Here is a 1,500-nt window from a genome sequence, read left to right as displayed (position 1 = left end):
CGCTCCCATCTGGTGGCGGCGGTGCGCTTTGGGGCCTACGCCACTGGCGAAGTGACGCTGGCGGCCGAGCTGTGGCGTCAGCTGCCCGAGGACTCCATTGTCATCGTTGACCGCAATTTCACCGCCGTCAGAGACCTGCTGGCAATTGCGACGGGGGCGAAGAACCGGCACTGGCTGGTACGGGCCAAGGCGCATATGAAACCCGTCCGGCTTGAGAAGCTCGGCCAGAACGATGAGCTGGTGGAGCTGCCAGTCACCCGGCGCATGCGCGCTTCGAGCTCTGAGCCCATGCCCGACGCCGTGCGCATGAGGGCCATCCGCTACCGGCGCCCAGGCTTCCGTCCCGGCGTGCTGCTCACGTCCCTCCTGGACTCGAAAAAGTACCCAGCCCAGCAGATTGTCCAGCTCTACCACGAGCGCTGGGAAATAGAGCTGGGGTACGACGAAATCAAGACGCACCTTTTGGACCGCCAGGAGGCCATCCGCAGTCGCACGCCACAGGGCGTGCGGCAGGAAGTCTGGGGCATCCTGCTGGCCTACAACCTGGTGCGCGTGGAGATGGAACGGGCGGCGGAAGAAGCTGGCGTGGAGCCCACGCGCATCAGCTTCGTCAATGCACTCTCGCTCATCCGGAATGCGTGGCTGATCTGGTCGACCCCGCCTCTGGCACCCGGGCGGATTCCGGAGCACCTGCTCGACCTGCGCAGGCACTTGGGACTGTTGCTGCTACCGGAACGTAGAAGCGAGAGGCGCTACCCACGAGTCGTAAAGATAAAGATGAGCAACTACGACAAGAAGTGGGTGAAGCGCCCCAGCCCTAACTGACCGGCATTGGGGTTAGCGGGCGCCGTCCCAGTCCTCCACCTCGTAGAGGAAGCGGGTGCCGCCCATGAGCTTGCGGTTGGCGGAGGTGCTCTGCACGAAGACGGCGTACTTCTCCAGGCTGGCGGGGCGGACGCGCACCGTCTCCCCCGGGGGCAGGCCGAGCAGCTCGCGCCCGCTCGCCGCTGAAGAGGGCGCCCGTCTTGCGGTCCATGCGCAGCAGTCCCGCCCAATCCAATCAGGGCACACGCTACGGAGGGGCTCCCACGGGTTTCCGTGGAGCCCCTGGCTGCTCGGGTGGTTCGAGGCGCGACCAGGACAGCGCGTCAGGAGGGGCGCCCCCTGGACCGCTTCCCCGGCCTTGGTTCGGGACCAAGGGGTCGCAGGTTCAAATCCTGTCTCCCCGACCATTCAAAGGGCGCGGAATCCTTGGAGAAATCCTCGGTTCCGCGCCCTTCGTTTTTCCCGGGCCAGGAGGCCAGCAACAAACTAGCAGCAAGCGGCGGGGGCTTGTTCTCGGTGGGCACCGGGGCGCTCGGATTCTACGAGCGCTCCTGGTGCAATGACCTAGAGGGCGAGGAGGCTGTGGGCCCTACGGCGTGGTGTGAGTTCGGATTGTGGGCTCAGGACGACAGGTGGACGAGCCAGGACGCAGTGAAGACGGTGGTGGCCCAGTTG

Annotated in this window: 2 protein-coding genes and 1 tRNA gene; 2 read left to right on the top strand and 1 reads right to left on the bottom strand. The window is 65.7% G+C overall.

Annotated elements, in window-relative coordinates; all coding sequences use genetic code 11:
* A partial coding sequence (locus VF794_RS26630; RefSeq protein ID WP_331115149.1) for an IS4 family transposase occupies positions 1–825 on the top strand: 825 nt, incomplete at its 5' end.
* 12 nt (positions 826–837) lie between these two features.
* On the opposite strand, the gene VF794_RS26625 is transcribed toward VF794_RS26630, so the two are convergent.
* Positions 838–963, bottom strand: coding sequence for a hypothetical protein (locus VF794_RS26625; RefSeq protein WP_331115147.1), 126 nt, complete (start codon positions 961–963; stop codon positions 838–840).
* A 188-nt stretch (positions 964–1,151) separates the two neighbouring features.
* On the opposite strand from VF794_RS26625, the gene VF794_RS26620 reads away from it, so the two are divergent.
* Positions 1,152–1,228 (top strand) — tRNA-Pro (locus tag VF794_RS26620).
* Positions 1,229–1,500 lie beyond the last annotated feature (272 nt).

It is taken from the genome of Archangium sp., from assembly GCF_036389735.1.
GTDB lineage: Bacteria > Myxococcota > Myxococcia > Myxococcales > Myxococcaceae > Archangium.
Note: the sequence above shows the minus strand (reverse complement) of the source record. Positions and strands in the feature narration are given on the sequence as shown.